The sequence below is a fragment of the Pseudomonas sp. NPDC087358 genome (assembly GCF_044900785.1).
Lineage (GTDB): Bacteria > Pseudomonadota > Gammaproteobacteria > Pseudomonadales > Pseudomonadaceae > Aquipseudomonas.
The window spans coordinates 83,928-100,379 of sequence record NZ_JBJDOA010000003.1 but is presented as its reverse complement, the minus strand read 5'-3'; the positions used below and the strand labels follow the sequence as shown (position 1 = coordinate 100,379).

Genomic DNA, 16,452 nt, shown 5'->3' with positions numbered 1-16,452 from the left:
CTAACGCCGCCCAGGACGCTCCGCGTCCACTCTGCGGGCGATGGCTGACGCGGAGCGTCATAAGATGCGTTCCCACGCGGAGCGTGGGAACGATCAGACAATCAGAACCCTGCGCGTGAACAAAAACCTCTGTAGGAGCCGGCTTGCTGGCGAACGCGGTGGGTCACTCGCCAGCATCTTCGCTGACAACACGGCGTACAGCCCATGACCGCCGCAAACGCCTGCGCAATCAATGATTGCCGTGCAACTTGGTCATCAGCTGCGCTTCGGCCTGGGTCAGGCCGCAGGATTGAGTGAGTTCGTCGATGCTGGCGCCCATGCCGACCAGACGCGCAGCCTGGGCGAAGGACAGTGTGGAGGGATCGCGCTGTTCGAGCGCGGTGATCTTGTCCGGCAGCGGCGAGACGATGGAGCGCAACTCATGCAAGTCCTCGCCCATCTTTACCGTACCGCCCTGGTAGTTCTCCAGGCGCCGGGCCAAATCACGGATGCGTTGATCACGCAGCGAGTCGGCTTCGACCTGCTGCATGGCCAGTGAACGTTGGCGCTTGGTGTGGGCCATGAACATCGCGACGCTCGCGACCCACAACACCGCCAGAAAAATGACCGCAACCTCTAGGATCAATCAGATGCTCTCCAGCTCGGACCACTCTTCCTCGGACATCATCTTGTCCAACTCCACGAGGATCAGCAGTTCGCCGTTCTTGTTGCACACACCCTGGATGAACTTGGCGGATTCGTCGTTGCCCACGTTCGGCGCGGTTTCGACTTCCGACTGGCGCAGGTAAACCACTTCAGCCACGCTGTCGACCAGGATCCCGACCACTTGCTTGTCGGCCTCGATGATCACAATACGCGTGTTGTCGCTGACTTCAACTGGCGCCAGACCAAAGCGCTGACGCGTGTCGATCACGGTCACGACGTTGCCGCGCAGGTTGATGATGCCCAGCACGTAGCTTGGCGCACCCGGTACCGGCGCGATCTCGGTGTAGCGCAGCACTTCCTGAACCTGCATCACGTTGATGCCATACGACTCGTTGTCCAGGCGGAAGGTGACCCACTGCAGAATCGGATCTTCGGAACCCTGTGCTGACGACTTCTTCATACCCCTAACCCCTTGCGTGTGGTGCTCTGCGGGCGACGCGTCGGCGCCGCCCTGTGTTTATTTGATGATGTTTACTTGCGTGCCTGCATCTGCTTGACCGCGCCGCTGGCAATCAGCTCGGCCAATTCGGAAACGTCCAGCAGCGCGCACATATGCTCGATCACGGTCCCGGCAAGCCAGGGACGTTGACCGCGATGCGCGCGCCATTTGATTTCAGCGGGGTCCAGACGCAGCGAACGGCTGACCTGATGCACCGCCAGCCCCCACTCATAACCCTGAACCGAGATAACGTATTGCAGCCCCTGACGAAAATCGTCGCGGTAGCGGTCCGGCATGATCCAGCGCGCGGTATCCAGTACCTTCAAGTTGCCCGCCTGGCTGGGCAGGATGCCGAGAAACCAGTCCGGCTGACCGAACAGCGGAGTCAGGTCATGCCCGGCCAACGGGTAGATCGAACCCAGGCATACCAGCGGTACCGCCAGGGTCAGACCGGCAACGTCGAACAGCAGGCATTCGAACGGCTCCTCTGCCCAGGCCGGACGCTCATCCGAGGTCGGCGGTGGGGTCGGCGTGCGCTGGGCCGGCAGATGCACGTCAACGACAGGCTCGACCAACGCCACAACAGGCTCGTCGACCACCGGCGCGATGACCGGTGGCAAGAGGACCGGCGCTTCAAGCACCCTGGCGACCACAGGCTCGGCAACAGGTTTGATCGCAGGCGCCGCCTGGAGCTTGACTTCAGGGGTAAACGCCAGCGACACAGGCGCAGGCCGACTCACCGGCAGCGGCACGGCAGCGGCCACCGCTTCGGCAACCGCCGAACGCAGGCGCGCGTCGTGGGCCTGCTCTTCGAGCACGGCCGCTTGAAAATCGTCAATGCCCTGGGCAACTTCCAGCTCCTCGGTCGCGTCTTGCAGCAACGCGTCGAGGTAATTCTGCAGCGCCAGTTGTGGTCGTGTTGCGATGTCCAGAGGGCGGTTCATACGGGAGCCCGAAAGTAAGTGGTGCGATTGCCGCCTGAACCAGATATCGGCTGCAGTGCAAGCCAACTTGAGCGCAAAGGCGCGTTGCCGGGGATTAAACGATCGACGGGCACGTCAGGCCACCTGCCCGACGAGCTGTTCGGTGAGCATGTGTTTGAGCAGCGTGCGGTACGCCAGCACGCCGCGGCTCTTGCCATCGAACTGCGACGGCGTGACCCCTGCCCGGCTGGCATCGCGCAAGCGAGTGTCGACCGGAATGTAGGCTTTCCAGACATGCTCGGGGTAACTGTCGCGCAGCAGCTTGAGGGTCCCCATCGAGGCCTGGGTGCGGCGGTCGAACAGCGTCGGCACGATGGTGTAGGGCAGCGGCACCTTGCGCGAACGGTTGATCATCGCCAGCGTATTGACCATGCGTTCCAGCCCCTTGACCGCGAGAAACTCGGTCTGCACCGGAATCGCCAACTGCTGGCTCGCGGCCAGGGCGTTGACCATCAGCACGCCCAGCAGAGGTGGGCTGTCGATGATCGCGTAATCGAAATCCTGCCACAGCTGCGCCAGGCTCTTGGCGATCACCAGGCCCAGGCCGCTCTGCCCCGGCGACTGACGCTCAAGGGTGGCCAGCGCGGTGCTCGACGGCAGCAGGGAAATGCGTTTGTCGCTGGTCGGCAGCAGCAATTGACCGGGCAGCCCGGCAGGCACCACGCCCTTGTGCAGGAACAGGTCGAAGCAACTGTGCTCCAGCGCGTCGGGGTTGTGGCCGAAGTAACTGGTCATCGAGCCGTGCGGGTCCAGGTCGACCACGACCACGCGCTTGCCCGCCTCGGCCAGCAAACCGGCTAAAGCGATTGAGGTGGTGGTCTTGCCGACCCCGCCTTTCTGATTGGCTACTGCCCAGACTCTCATGTGTTCGCTTTCTCCCCAGCCATTACGTCATGACCGAGACCGGTTTCAGGGGGCAGATGACGAAGATTTGACGCCTTGCGGCGGTTTGGCTGGGACAGGTGCAGTTTGTGTGCCAGCACGCCGCAGCGCCGCATCGGGTTTTGCGTTGGCCGCGGTGCCGGAGCCGGTCAGGCTGCGACGCACGTCCAGATTGCGCGAGATCACCAGCACCACCCGGCGGTTGCGCGCCCTGCCGTCGGCGGTGGCATTGGAAGTCAGCGGCTGGAATTCGCCGTAACCGACCGATGCCAGGCGTGCCGGATTGATCCCGTCCATGGCCAGCATGCGCACAATGCTCGAAGAACGTGCCGAGGACAGCTCCCAGTTGCTGGGGAACTGACCCGTGTTGATCGGCTGGTTATCGGTGAAGCCCTCGACGTGGATCGGGTTGTCGAACGGCTTGACGATTTTCGCCACCTTGTCGATCAGGTCGAAAGCCAGGTTGCTGGGCATCGCGTCGCCGCTGCCGAACAGCAGGTTGGAGTTGAGCTCGATCTCGATCCACAGTTCGTTGCCGCGCACGGTCATCTGTTTGGAAGCGATGAGGTCGCCAAACGCTGCATTGACGTCGTCGGCGATCGATTTCAGTGGGTCCTGAGCGCTCTGCCCCAGGGCTGCGTCGGTCTGTTCACTGTCCTGCACCAGCGGATCGGCGGGGCGTACGGTCTGCGGTTTCTGCTCGCCGATGGGAATCGGCTTGACGCTGCGCTCGGCTTCATTGAACACGCCGACCAGCGCTTCGGAGAGCACCTTGTACTTGCCTTCGTTGAGCGAGGAGATGGAATACATGACCACGAAAAAGGCGAACAGCAAGGTGATGAAGTCCGCGTAGGACACCAGCCAGCGTTCGTGATTCTCGTGTTCCTCAACGCGACGTCGGCGGGCCATCAGTCCATCACTCCATAAAGCCTTGCAGCTTCAGTTCGATGGAACGGGGGTTCTCGCCTTCGGCAATCGACAGCAGGCCTTCGAGAAGCATTTCTCGGTAGCGCGACTGGCGGATCGCCACGGCCTTGAGCTTGTTGGCGACCGGCAGCAGGATCAGGTTGGCCGAAGCCACGCCGTAGATGGTGGCGACGAACGCCACGGCAATGCCGCTGCCCAGCTGATTGGGATCGGCCAGGTTACCCATCACGTGAATCAGGCCCATCACAGCACCGATGATGCCCACGGTCGGCGCATAGCCGCCCATGCTTTCAAAGACTTTGGCGGCCTGAATGTCGCGGCCTTCCTGGGTCATGAAGTCAACTTCCAGAATGCTGCGAATGGCTTCCGGTTCGACCCCGTCGACCAGCAGTTGCAGGCCCTTGCGCGAGTAGGCATCGGGTTCGCTGTCAGCGACCGTTTCCAGGCCCAGCAGGCCTTCCTTGCGCGCGGTCAGGCTCCAGGACACCACACGGTCGATGCCGCCGGCCAGATCGATGCGCGGCGGGAACAGAATCCAGATGAAGATCTGAATCGCCCGTTTGAACGCGCTCATCGGCGTCTGCAACAGGCAGGCCGCCAGTGTACCGCCGAGCACGATCAGCGCTGCCGGACCGTTGAGCAATGCGCCCAGGTGGCCGCCTTCGAGAAAGTTGCCGCCGATGATGGCGACGAACGCCAGAATGATCCCTATGAGCGTCAAGACATCCATCAGATACAGGCCTCGGCCAGATGACGCCCGATATCGTCCAGGCTATACACGGCATCAGCCAGCTCGGCTTTGACGATGGCCATCGGCATGCCGTAAATCACGCAACTGGCTTCGTCCTGGGCCCAGATATGGCTGCCGCCCTGCTTGAGCAGACGCGCGCCTTCGCGGCCGTCGGCGCCCATGCCGGTCAGCACCACGGCCAGCACCTTATCGCCGTAGGACTTGGCTGCCGAACCGAAGGTGATGTCCACGCAGGGCTTGTAGTTCAGTCGCTCGTCACCGGGCAGGATCTTCACCGCGCCACGACCGTCGACCATCATCTGCTTGCCGCCTGGGGCCAGCAGCGCGAGTCCAGGGCGCAGGATGTCGCCGTCTTCGGCTTCCTTGACACTGATGCGGCACAGCTTGTCCAGCCGCTCGGCGAAGGCCTTGGTAAAAGCCGCCGGCATGTGCTGGATCAATACGATGGGCGCCGGAAAATTGGCCGGCAATTGAGTCAGGACGCGCTGCAAGGCAACCGGACCGCCCGTGGATGTACCGATCGCCACCAGCTTGTAGGCCTTGCGCTTGGGCGCAGGTGAGTTCGGTGCGTGGTGCGCCGCCCCATGAGTCGAGGCAGCCGGGCGCACGGGCGCAGGGGCAGGACGCGCAGCACTGCTGGCCGTCGGCGCACCGCTGGTGGTCGCAGTGCCGCGCAGGGCGGTGGCAGCCGGGGCCGCCGTCGCAGGCGCACTTGCCGGCGTGCTGCCGTAGCCACTGAAGCGCCGGTTGCTGCGCGAGATGGTGTGCACTTTCTCGCACAGCATCTGCTTGACCTTCTCGGGATTGCGCGAGATGTCTTCGAAATTCTTGGGCAGGTAATCGACCGCGCCGGCATCCAGCGCATCCAGGGTCACCCGGGCGCCTTCGTGGGTCAGCGAGGAGAACATCAGGACCGGTGTCGGGCAACGCTGCATGATGTGACGAACGGCGGTGATGCCATCCATCATCGGCATTTCGTAGTCCATGGTGATCACGTCGGGCTTGAGGGCCAAGGCCTGCTCGATCGCTTCCTTGCCATTGGTGGCGGTACCGACCACTTGAATCGTTGTGTCAGAGGAAAGAATTTCCGAGACGCGCCGGCGGAAAAAGCCCGAATCGTCTACCACCAGAACCTTGACTGCCATAAACACTCCATTGGGCGAAACGGGTCACGCCCGTAGCCCACTTCATCAGACTTGACACAATGAGTGTCAAAACACGGTGCCGCTCTTGTAGCAGTCCGGCATGCCGGCGGTAGCGATCTTGCCGACGTCGCCGCCGGCAAGCCGCGCTGCTACAGATCACGTGGCGCCGTGGCAGCCAGCGCGCTCGTTGACATCAAATACGCCGTGCGGCGTAACGCTTGAGCATGCTCGGCACATCGAGAATCAGCGCGATGCGGCCGTCACCGGTAATGGTGGCGCCGGACATGCCTGGCGTGCCTTGCAACATCTTGCCCAGCGGTTTGATGACCACCTCTTCCTGGCCCACCAGTTGATCGACGACGAAGCCGATGCGCTGGGTGCCAACCGACAGGATCACCACATGGCCTTCACGCTGCTCCTCGTGAACGGCCGAACTGACCAGCCAGCGCTTGAGGTAGAACAGCGGCAGCGCCTTGTCGCGCACGATCACCACTTCCTGACCATCGACGACGTTGGTGGTCGACAGGTCCAGGTGGAAGATCTCGTTGACGTTGACCAGCGGGAAGGCGAACGCCTGGTTGCCCAGCATCACCATCAGGGTCGGCATGATCGCCAGGGTCAACGGGACCTTGATGACGATCTTCGAGCCCTGGCCCTTGGTCGAGTAGATGTTGATCGAGCCGTTGAGCTGGGCGATCTTGGTTTTCACCACGTCCATGCCCACGCCACGGCCCGACACATCGGAAATCTCGGTCTTGGTCGAGAACCCCGGGGCGAAGATCAGGTTGTAGCAATCGCTGTCGCTCAGACGGTCGGCGGCGTCCTTGTCCATGACCCCCCGCTTGACCGCGATGGCACGCAGGACCGCTGGGTCCATGCCTTTGCCGTCATCGGAAATCGACAGCAGGATGTGATCGCCTTCCTGCTCGGCCGACAACACCACGCGCCCGCCACGGGCCTTGCCCGAGGCTTCGCGCTCTTCCGGCGATTCGATGCCGTGGTCCACCGCGTTGCGCACCAAGTGCACCAACGGGTCGGCCAGGGCCTCGACCAGGTTCTTGTCCAGGTCGGTTTCTTCACCGACCAGTTCAAGGTTGATTTCTTTCTTGAGTTGACGCGCCAGATCGCGGACCAGTCGCGGGAAGCGACCGAAGACCTTCTTGATCGGCTGCATGCGGGTTTTCATCACCGCGGTCTGCAGGTCGGCGGTCACCACATCCAGGTTGGACACGGCCTTGGACATGGCCTCGTCAGCGCTGTTGGCACCCAGGCGCACCAGACGGTTACGCACCAGCACCAGTTCGCCGACCATGTTCATGATTTCGTCCAGCCGCGCGGTGTCGACCCGTACGGTGGTTTCGGCCTCGGTCGGTGCCTTTTCGCCCGCCGCAGCAGGGGCGCGGGCAACGGCCGGAGCCGGAGCGGCCTTGGCCGGTGCCGCAGCAGGTGCGGACGCAGCAGGGGCCTTGGCAGGCTCGACTTTCGCTGCCTGAGGCGTGACCGCCTCGGCCTTCTTGGCCGGCGCCGCGGCAGTCGCAGCACTGGCGGCTACCGCCGGCTCGAACTTGCCTTTGCCGTGCAACTGGTCAAGCAGATCTTCAAATTCGTTGTCGGTGATTTCATCCGAAGCTGCGGCTTTTGGCGCAGCGGCAGGTGCGGGTGCAGCGGCGACCGGGGCGGCACTGCCTTCAGGCGAGAATGAACCCTTGCCGTGCAGCTGATCGAGCAGCGCTTCGAATTCGTCATCGGTGATCTCGTCGCTGGCCGCAGGCGCAGCGGCTGTCGCCGGCACCACAGGCGCCACGGCATCGACCGCGAACTGACCTTTGCCATGCAATTGATCGAGCAACGATTCAAATTCGGCATCGGTGATGTCATCGCTGGCCGGCGCTGCAGCTGGCGCTGGCGTGGACACGGCGGCGGGCGCAGCAGCACCGGCTGCCTGGGCCTTGACCGCGTTGAGCGAATCGAGCAGTTGTTCGAATTCCAGGTCGGTGATGTCTTCGGACGGCGCCTCGGCGACGGCCTCGACGAGCGCTGCTGGTTCAGCCGCCACTTCATCAGCCGACGCAGGCTCGGCCAACCGCGACAGCGCTGCGAGCAACTCGGCCGTGGCCGGGGTGACGTCCGTGCGTTCACGGACCTGACCGAACATGCTGTTGACGGTGTCCAGCGCTTCGAGCACAACGTCCATGAGTTCGGCATCGACCCGGCGCTCACCTTTGCGCAGGATGTCGAACACGTTCTCGGCGATGTGGCAGCATTCAACCAGCTCGTTGAGCTGGAGGAAGCCGGCGCCCCCTTTTACAGTGTGAAAACCGCGAAAAATTGCATTGAGCAGGTCCGCATCATCCGGTCGGCTTTCCAGCTCGACCAGTTGCTCGGACAACTGCTCCAGAATCTCGCCGGCCTCTACCAGAAAATCCTGAAGGATTTCTTCATCGGCGCCGAAGCTCATTGGGGGTGCTCCTAAAATTAACCGTCAAACCGATCCAGGGGCTGTGCAAGGGTCTGCGCGCATTGCCTTCGTCGAAGCATTCGCACGCCAGACCCACAGCCACTTTCACATAGAACTCAGTATCTAGAATCTAGAAGCCAAGGCTCGATAGCAGATCGTCTACATCATCCTGACCGGATACGACGTCTTCACGTTTATCGGCATGAATCTGCGGACCTTCACCCTTGGAATGAAGTTTTTCTTCTTCTTTCTGCTTACGGAACAGTTCCTGGTCGTGCTCGATCCCGGCGAAGCGATCCACCTGGCTTGCCATCAGCACCAGCTTGAGCAGGTTGCTTTCGACTTCGGTCACCAGTGTGGTCACGCGCTTGATCACCTGACCGGTAAGGTCCTGGTAATCCTGAGCCAACAGAATGTCGTTCAGGTGGCTGGCGACCTCATGGGTCTCTTTTTCGCTGCGCGTCAGAAAACCATCGACGCGACGAGCCAGGTCCCGGAACTCTTCGGCACCGATCTCGCGACGCATGAAGCGACCCCAATCGACGCTTAGCGCCTTGGCGTCGGCGCTCAGGCCGTTCATCAGCGGCGTGCTCTGTTCCACCAGATCCATCGTGCGGTTGGCCGCACCCTCCGTCAGCCTGACAACATACGACAGGCGCTCGGTGGCATCGGTGATCTGGGACACTTCTTCGGCTTGCGGCATGTGCGGGTCAATCTGAAAATTGACGATCGCACTGTGCAGTTCACGCGTCAGCTTGCCAACTTCCTGATACAGGCCGCGATCGCGGGTCTGATTGAGCTCATGGATAAGTTGCACGGCCTCGCCGAACTTGCCTTTTTCGAGGCTGTCGACCAGTTCTTGCGCGTGTTTCTTCAGGGTCGACTCAAAGTCACCCATCGTCGAATCTTTGGAATCCATAGCGCCCTCGCAGCGGACATCAGCTATTGACGCGCTCGAATATCTTCTCGATCTTCTCTTTGAGCACCTGGGCGGTGAAAGGCTTCACCACGTAGCCGTTAACGCCGGCCTGAGCTGCTTCGATGATCTGCTCGCGCTTGGCTTCGGCGGTCACCATCAGCACCGGCAGGCTGCGCAGACGCTCGTCGGCACGCACCTGACGCAGCAGGTCGATGCCAGACATGCCAGGCATGTTCCAGTCAGTCACCAGAAAGTCAAAAGCGCCGCTCTGCAGCATCGGCAATGCGGTGGTACCGTCATCCGCTTCGGCCGTGTTGGTGAACCCAAGGTCACGCAACAGGTTTTTTATGATCCGCCGCATCGTTGAGAAGTCATCAACGATGAGGATTTTCATGTTCTTGTCCAATTCGACCTCCAAGCAGTCTTTAACGCGCCCAGCACCTGGACGCGCGTTCAATCAATACCGGCACAACACACCGGTTACACGAAAACGAGGGGGTCTTTCGAAGAAACCGGGCATGAGCACAGCGGAACCGGACCTGTTGAAGACCTGATTCGACCGGCTCCTGCCTTGTCACTTTTGCGTTCCCACACATCTTGCAAGCCGGTCTTGCATCCAGCACGCAGACACCACGGTCTGCGCCCGATGCATCAACGCGCCCGCCACTCTCCCAACCGTCCCCGCAGGCGTGCGGCACACTGGCTGTGCAGCTGGCTGACCCGCGACTCGCTGACACCCAGGACCTCACCGATTTCCTTGAGGTTGAGCTCTTCGTCGTAGTACAGCGCCAGCACCAGGCGTTCACGCTCGGGCAGGTTGGCAATGGCGTCCGCCAATGCGCTCTGGAAGCGCTCGTCTTCCAGATCACGTGACGGTTCGAGCGACTGGCTCGCGCCGTCCTCGTGCAGTCCCTCATGCTCGCCGTCCTGCAACAGATCGTCGAAGCTGAACAGGCGACTGCCCAAGGTATCGTTCAAAATCCCGTAATAATCATCGAGACTCAATTGAAGTTCGGCAGCAACCTCGTGATCTTTAGCGTCGCGGCCGGTTTTTGCTTCAATTGCACGAATCGCGTCGCTGACCATGCGTGTGTTGCGGTGAACCGAGCGCGGTGCCCAGTCCCCCTTGCGCACTTCATCGAGCATTGCGCCGCGGATACGAATACCCGCGTAGGTCTCGAAACTCGCACCCTTGGTGGAATCGTATTTGGTCGACACTTCAAGCAGGCCGATCATCCCGGCCTGAATCAGATCTTCGACCTGCACACTCGCCGGCAAACGCGCCAGCAAATGGTAAGCGATGCGCTTGACCAAAGGGGCATAACGCTCGATCAGCTCATACTGGGAATCTTTGGATGATTTGCTGTACATGCGATAGCCGCTTGCTGTCATGACACTGGCCCTGCGCTGGTCTGATGAACCAGGCGTTCAACGAAAAATTCAAGATGACCACGCGGGTTCGCCGGAAGTGGCCAGGTATCGACCTTCTGCGCAATGGCCTTGAACGCCAGCGCGCATTTGGAACGGGGAAACGCTTCATACACCGCACGCTGCTTCTGCACAGCCTTGCGCACGCATTCGTCATACGGCACGGCGCCTACGTATTGCAGGGCCACGTCGAGGAACCGGTCAGTGACCTTGGTCAGCTTGGCGAACAGGTTGCGCCCTTCCTGCGGGCTCTGTGCCATGTTGGCCAGCACCCGGAAGCGGTTCATGCCGTAGTCGCGGTTGAGCAGCTTGATCAAGGCATAGGCGTCGGTAATCGAGGTCGGCTCGTCGCACACCACCAGCAACACTTCCTGGGCGGCGCGGACGAAACTGACCACCGACTCGCCGATCCCGGCAGCGGTGTCGATCACCAGCACATCCAGGTTGTCGCCGATGTCGCTGAACGCCTGAATCAAGCCTGCGTGCTGCGCCGGGGTCAGGTGAACCATGCTCTGGGTGCCGGAAGCCGCCGGTACGATGCGCACGCCGCCCGGCCCCTGCAACAGGACATCGCGCAGCTCGCAGCGACCCTCGATGACGTCCGCCAGGGTGCGTTTGGGGGTCAGCCCCAGCAGTACGTCGACATTGGCCAGACCCAGATCGGCGTCCAGCAACATGACGCGACGCCCAAGCTCGGCCAGGGCCAGCGAGAGGTTCACTGACACGTTGGTCTTGCCTACGCCACCTTTGCCACCGGTGACCGCGATAACCTGTACGGGATGCATGCTGCCCATGTTAATTTTTTACCTTGTCTTGCTCAGACCCAAGCCACATTTCGGGCTGCACGTTCACTGTGTGAACAATGCGTGGCAGACCACCGATGCAGGTATATTCCACTGTCATTTTCCTTAACCTAGCCCGCACGCTTGCCGGGGCTGTGATAAAGATCCGCAAACATGTCCGCCATCGCTTCCTCGCTAGGCTCCTCCTGCATCTGCACACTCACGGCTCGGCTTACGAGCTGGTGTCGACGCGGCAGATGCAGATCATCGGGTATCCGTGGGCCATCAGTCAGATAGGCCACAGGTAATTCGTGTGTCACCGCAAGGCTCAGCACTTCGCCCAGGCTTGCGGTTTCGTCCAGCTTGGTCAGGATGCACCCGGCCAGACCGCAACGCTTGTAACTGTGATAGGCCGCCGACAGCACCTGTTTCTGACTGGTCGTGGCCAACACCAGGTAATTGCGCGCCTTGATGCCGCGACCGGCCAGGCTTTCCAGTTGCAAACGCAGTGCCGGATCGCTGGCCTGAAGGCCTGCGGTATCGATCAGCACCACGCGCTTGCGCAGCAATGGCTCCAGCGCCTGCGCCAGGGACTGCCCCGGATCGACATGCGTCACCGGCACATTGAGGATACGCCCCAGTGTCTTGAGTTGCTCCTGAGCACCGATCCGGAAGCTGTCCATGCTCACCAGCGCGATGTTTTGCGCGCCGTATTTGAGCACATAGCGGGCGGCAAGCTTGGCCAGCGTGGTGGTCTTGCCCATACCGGCAGGACCGACCATGGCGATCACACCGCCCTCCTCCAGTGGCTCGACGTCCGGCGTTGCGATCATGCGCGCCAGATGCGCCAGCAACATACGCCAGGCGTGAGGCTGGTCGTCGGTCTCCGGCACCATCGCCAGCAGATCGCGCGACAGCGGGCCGGACAAGCCGACGCGTTGCAGGCGGCGCCACAGGTTGGCCTGTTGCGGACGGCTGCCTTGCAGTTGATTCCAGGCCAGCGAACCCAGCTGGACTTCCAGCAGTTCACGCAGGCCATTCAATTCCGAACGCATCGAGTCGTAGGCACGCTGGCTGACACCCGGATCGGCGGCTGCACGCTCGGCGCGCTCGGCACGGTCCGCGGCGATGGCGGCGTGGATCGAGGGGCGGAACGGTTCGTCCAGCGTCGGCTCGATCTGCTTGCTGTCGTCCATCGCAACGCCGGTGAACAGCTGACGGTTGGCCACAGTGTCGACTTCGCTGCGATGGGTCAGCTCGGCCTGTGCGGTGACGATGCGTGACTGGGTCTTGCGCAGCTCGTCTTCAAGCTCGATGTTCGGCACGCGCGGGGCCAGCGCGGACAATTTGTAGTCCAGCGCGGCAGTCAGTTCCACACCGCCGGCGATCCGCCGGTTGCCGATGATGGCCGCTTCCGCGCCCAGCTCATCACGAACCAGTTTCATGGCTTGTCGCATATCGGCGGCGAAAAAACGCTTAACTTGCATGACTCACTACCTCAGCCGTTCGGCCCGACAGTCGCTACGATGGTGACTTGCTTATTGTCAGGAATTTCCTGGTAAGCCAATACATGCATATTCGGTACAGCCAGGCGTCCAAAGCGGGACAACATGGCCCGAACCGGACCTGCGACCAACAAAATTACCGGCTGACCCTGCATCTCCTGACGCTGCGCCGCTTCGATCAACGAGCGCTGAAGTTTCTCAGCCATGCTCGGTTCGAGTAGAACGCCTTCTTCCTGACCCTGTCCTGCCTTCTGCAGACTATTGAGCAAAATCTGTTCCAACCTTGGCTCTAGCGTGATAACAGGCAGCTCCGGCTCAATGCCGACAATGCTTTGCACGATTGCACGGGACAATCCGACCCGTACGGCAGCCACCAGCGCGGCGGTATCTTGACTCCGTGCAGCGTTGTTGGCGATCGCCTCGGCAATGCTGCGGATATCGCGCACCGGCACCTGTTCGGCCAACAGCGCCTGCAGCACCTTGAGCAACGCCGACAGCGAGAGCACACCTGGCACCAGCTCTTCAGCAAGCTTTGGCGAGCTCTTGGCCAGCAGCGTCATCAGTTGCTGGACTTCTTCATGCCCGATCAACTCATGAGAGTGTTTGTAGAGAATCTGGTTCAAGTGAGTTGCCACTACCGTGCTGGCATCCACCACGGTATAGCCCAGCGATTGCGCTTGCGCACGCTGGCTGATCTCGATCCAGACCGCCTCAAGACCAAATGCCGGGTCTTTGGCAGTAATGCCGTTGAGGCTGCCAAAGACCTGACCGGGGTTGATCGCAAGCTCGCGGTCCGGGTAGATCTCGGCTTCGGCCAGGGTCACGCCCATCAGGGTCAGGCGATAGGCGCTGGGCGCCAGATCCAGGTTGTCGCGAATATGCACGGTCGGCATCAGGAAACCCAGTTCCTGGGACAGCTTCTTGCGCACACCCTTGATCCGTGCGAGCAACTGACCACCCTGATTGCGGTCCACCAGCGGAATCAGGCGATAGCCCACTTCCAGGCCGATCATGTCGATCGGCGTCACGTCATCCCAGCCAAGCTCCTTGGATTCCTGCGCACGGATCGGCGAAGGCAGCAGTTCCTGCTGACGCTTGACCTCCTGAATGGCGGCAAACTTGACCTCGTTCTGTTTCTTCCACAGCAGGTATGCGCCACCGGCTGCCACGATGCCCAGGCTGATGAACGAGAAATGCGGCATGCCGGGCACCAGGCCCATGACCACCATGATCCCTGCCGACACCGCCAGCGCCTTGTGCGAGGCGAACATCTGGCGGCTGACCAGCTTGCCCATTTCTTCGGAGCCCGATGCCCGAGTGACCATGATCGCCGCGGCAGTCGAGAGCAACAGCGATGGCAACTGCGCCACCAAACCGTCACCGATGGTCAACAGCGCATAGACCTTGCCCGCATCGCCGAACGACATGTTGTGCTGGATGATGCCCACCAGCATGCCGCCGATGAGGTTGATGAACAGGATCAACAGACCGGCGACGGCGTCACCGCGTACGAATTTACTGGCACCGTCCATGGAACCGTAGAATTCGGCCTCCTGAGCGACTTCCAGACGGCGGCGCTTGGCTTCGGGCTGATCGATCAGGCCGGCGTTGAGGTCGGCGTCGATGGCCATCTGTTTGCCGGGCATCGCATCGAGGGTGAAACGCGCGCTCACCTCGGAAATACGACCGGCACCCTTGGTGACCACCACGAAGTTGATGATCATCAGGATCGCAAACACCACGATACCCACCACGTAGTTACCGCCGATCACCACCTCACCGAAGGCCTGGATCACCTTGCCGGCAGCGGCGTGGCCGTCCTGGCCGTGGAGCATGACCACGCGGGTCGAGGCAACGTTGAGCGCCAGGCGCAACAAGGTTGCGATCAGCAGGATGGTGGGGAACACCGAGAAATCCAGCGGCCGCAGGGCGTACACACAGACCAGCAGGACGACGATGGACAAGGCGATGTTGAACGTGAAGAACACGTCCAGCAGGAACGGCGGCATCGGCAACATCATCATTGCCAGCATGACCAGCAACAGCAACGGCACGCCTAACTGGCCACGACCAAGGCCGACCAGTCCAATGCGAGCGTTAGAGATTAACTGAGAGCGATCCACCGATTCTGTACCTGCGCGTTAAATCAAACTTTTGACGCCAGAGGCGCTGTAACACAGGTATTGCAAAAACCTGTCCAACTCTGCGGACAGATGAAAAATATCAGAGTGCCACTATTCAGGACTGTGGAGTGGTTGGCACTTTGGGTCTGGCTGAGCTTGCTGGCCTCTGCCTCACGGCAGAAGCGTTTCGCCTTCGGCGAGTTACTTGGAAAAGCACCCCAAGTAACCAAGGGTGCCTGCTCCTGGTTAGGCCCGACTACGTCGGGTTCCTTCACTCCGGCGACGCTCCGTGGGCCCGCGCTGAACGGACATCCATGTCCTAGCAGCGCTCTCGCGGCATCCATGCCGCTCATCCCACTGCGCATCGCCTGCGTTCAGCCTGCACCGAAGTCGCGATTGGAGTCGCCTGAAGCGTCGCGCATGAAGATCAAAAGTCAGAGCAAAGGCAGAATCACGAGCAGGAATCTCAACCCCGGCAGTGAAAGGTCACTGTTCGTCTTTGATTTTGCCTTCCTGACCAGATATTCCAGACGACGCAGAACGCGACTTGGGTGCAGGCTGAACGCAGGCGGCGCGCAGTGGGCCGAGCGACATGGATGTCGCGAGAGCCGCCCCCGCCATGGATGGCGGATGGCGGCGGGCCCTCGGAGCGTCGCCGGAGTGAAGGAACCCCGACGCAGGAGGGGCCTAACCAGGAGCAAAAGCGCTTTGGTGACTTTCGCGCTTTTTGAAAGTGACCCGCCGTAAGGGCGGAACCAATATCTGCAGCACCCCCAATAAGGGAACGGTCACTGTTCGCCTTTGATTTTGCCTTCCTGACCAGAGATGCCAGACGACGCAGAACGCGACTTGGGTGCAGGCTGAACGCAGGTGGCGTGGAGTGGGCCGAGCGACATGGATGTCGCGAGAGCCGCCCCCGCCATGGATGGCGGATGGCGGCGGGCCCTCGGAGCGTCGCCGGAGTGAAGGAACCCCGACGCAGGAGGGGCCTAACCAGGAGCAAAAGCGCTTTGGTGACTTTCGCGCTTTTTGAAAGTGACCCGCCGTAAGGGCGGAACCAATATCTGCAGCACCCCCAATAAGGGAACGGTCACTGTTCGCCTTTGATTTTGCCTTCCTGACCAGATATGCCAGACGACGCAGAACGCGACTTGGGTGCAGGCTGAACGCAGGTGGCGCGCAGTGGGCCGAGCGACATGGATGTCGCGAGAGCCGCCCCCCGCCATGGATGGCGGATGGCGGCGGGGCCACGGAGCGTCGCCGGAGTGAAGGAACCCCGACGCAGGAGGGGCCTAACCAGGAGCAAAAGCGCTTTGGTTACTTTCGCGCTTTTCGAAAGTGACCCGCCGTAAGGGCGGAACCAATATCTGCAGCACCCCCAATAAGGGAACGGTCACTGGTCGTC

General features: G+C 61.4%; 14 protein-coding genes. All 14 read right to left on the bottom strand.

Features of this window, described 5'->3' with window-relative positions:
• Positions 1-229 precede the first annotated feature (229 nt).
• Positions 230-625, bottom strand: a complete 396-nt coding sequence (locus ACI2KS_RS07315) for a DUF2802 domain-containing protein (RefSeq protein WP_404618637.1) — start codon at positions 623-625, stop codon at positions 230-232.
• Positions 626-1,105: a chemotaxis protein CheW gene (locus ACI2KS_RS07310; protein WP_404618635.1), complete on the bottom strand. Its 480-nt coding sequence runs from the start codon at positions 1,103-1,105 to the stop codon at positions 626-628. It abuts the gene before it with no gap.
• A gap of 71 nt (positions 1,106-1,176) precedes the next feature.
• Positions 1,177-2,088, bottom strand: coding sequence for a CheW domain-containing protein (locus ACI2KS_RS07305; RefSeq protein ID WP_404618633.1), 912 nt, complete (start codon positions 2,086-2,088; stop codon positions 1,177-1,179).
• 114 nt (positions 2,089-2,202) lie between these two features.
• Positions 2,203-2,991: a ParA family protein gene (locus tag ACI2KS_RS07300; RefSeq protein ID WP_404618631.1), complete on the bottom strand. Its 789-nt coding sequence runs from the start codon at positions 2,989-2,991 to the stop codon at positions 2,203-2,205.
• Between the two features lie 45 nt (positions 2,992-3,036).
• Positions 3,037-3,918, bottom strand: coding sequence for a flagellar motor protein MotD (gene motD, locus ACI2KS_RS07295; protein WP_404618629.1), 882 nt, complete (start codon positions 3,916-3,918; stop codon positions 3,037-3,039).
• A 7-nt stretch (positions 3,919-3,925) separates the two neighbouring features.
• Positions 3,926-4,666 (bottom strand): flagellar motor protein, encoded by a 741-nt coding sequence (locus ACI2KS_RS07290; protein ID WP_404618627.1) that lies wholly within the window; start codon positions 4,664-4,666, stop codon positions 3,926-3,928.
• Positions 4,666-5,832, bottom strand: coding sequence for a chemotaxis response regulator protein-glutamate methylesterase (locus ACI2KS_RS07285; RefSeq protein WP_404618625.1), 1,167 nt, complete (start codon positions 5,830-5,832; stop codon positions 4,666-4,668). The genes ACI2KS_RS07290 and ACI2KS_RS07285 overlap by 1 nt, the downstream gene beginning before the upstream one ends.
• Positions 5,833-6,025: 193 nt before the next feature.
• Positions 6,026-8,290 (bottom strand): chemotaxis protein CheA, encoded by a 2,265-nt coding sequence (locus ACI2KS_RS07280; RefSeq protein WP_404618623.1) that lies wholly within the window; start codon positions 8,288-8,290, stop codon positions 6,026-6,028.
• A gap of 130 nt (positions 8,291-8,420) precedes the next feature.
• The gene (locus ACI2KS_RS07275; RefSeq protein ID WP_404618621.1) at positions 8,421-9,209 is read right to left on the bottom strand and encodes a protein phosphatase CheZ; all 789 of its coding nucleotides are present in this window, start codon (positions 9,207-9,209) and stop codon (positions 8,421-8,423) included.
• A gap of 19 nt (positions 9,210-9,228) precedes the next feature.
• Positions 9,229-9,603, bottom strand: coding sequence for a chemotaxis response regulator CheY (locus tag ACI2KS_RS07270; protein WP_177413365.1), 375 nt, complete (start codon positions 9,601-9,603; stop codon positions 9,229-9,231).
• 257 nt (positions 9,604-9,860) lie between these two features.
• Positions 9,861-10,601 carry an RNA polymerase sigma factor FliA gene (gene fliA / locus ACI2KS_RS07265; protein WP_081568863.1) on the bottom strand — a complete coding sequence of 247 codons (741 nt, stop codon included), beginning with the start codon at positions 10,599-10,601 and terminating at the stop codon, positions 9,861-9,863.
• The gene (gene fleN / locus ACI2KS_RS07260; RefSeq protein ID WP_062385964.1) at positions 10,598-11,431 is read right to left on the bottom strand and encodes a flagellar synthesis regulator FleN; all 834 of its coding nucleotides are present in this window, start codon (positions 11,429-11,431) and stop codon (positions 10,598-10,600) included. The genes fliA and fleN overlap by 4 nt, the downstream gene beginning before the upstream one ends.
• 119 nt (positions 11,432-11,550) lie before the next feature.
• Positions 11,551-12,906 carry a flagellar biosynthesis protein FlhF gene (gene flhF, locus ACI2KS_RS07255; protein WP_404618618.1) on the bottom strand — a complete coding sequence of 452 codons (1,356 nt, stop codon included), beginning with the start codon at positions 12,904-12,906 and terminating at the stop codon, positions 11,551-11,553.
• An 11-nt stretch (positions 12,907-12,917) separates the two neighbouring features.
• Positions 12,918-15,047: a flagellar biosynthesis protein FlhA gene (gene flhA, locus ACI2KS_RS07250; RefSeq protein WP_404618617.1), complete on the bottom strand. Its 2,130-nt coding sequence runs from the start codon at positions 15,045-15,047 to the stop codon at positions 12,918-12,920.
• Positions 15,048-16,452 lie beyond the last annotated feature (1,405 nt).